This window comes from Burkholderia sp. BCC1640 (assembly GCF_902833125.1).
GTDB classification, from domain to species: domain Bacteria; phylum Pseudomonadota; class Gammaproteobacteria; order Burkholderiales; family Burkholderiaceae; genus Burkholderia; species Burkholderia diffusa.
The window spans coordinates 1-418 of record NZ_CADFEF010000192.1 but is presented as its reverse complement, the minus strand read 5'-3'; the positions used below and the strand labels follow the sequence as shown (position 1 = coordinate 418).

Below are 418 nucleotides of genomic sequence, written 5' to 3'. Positions count from 1 at the left end.
GCCGGCTCGTCACGCCGCTCGTCGATACCCCCGTCACCCCGAACCACCTGACCACGCTGCGCCTGATGATCGGCCTGGCGGGCGCCGTGTGCCTCGCGCAGGGCGGTTTCGGCTGGATCAACGCCGGGGCCTTGCTGATCGTGCTGTCGAACTTCGTCGACCACACCGACGGCGAACTGGCGCGCATCAGCGGCAAGACCAGCAAGATCGGCCATTTCTACGACCTGGCCAGCGACGCGGTGATCACCGTGGCGCTGTTCGTCTGCATGGGCGCGGGCATCGTCGCCCAGGGCGGCCACATGTTCGCCTCGCCGGTGCTGCTCGGCACCGTGGCGGGCGCGGCCGTCGCGCTGATCTTCTTCATGCGCATGCGGATCGAATCCTTCGCCGGCAAGGCCGGCACGAAGCAGGCTTCGGT

Annotated in this window: 1 protein-coding gene; it reads left to right on the top strand. The window is 68.7% G+C overall.

Annotated elements, in window-relative coordinates:
- Positions 1-418 (top strand): CDP-alcohol phosphatidyltransferase family protein (locus HWX25_RS33175; protein ID WP_175912812.1); only part of this gene is annotated, 418 nt, incomplete at both ends.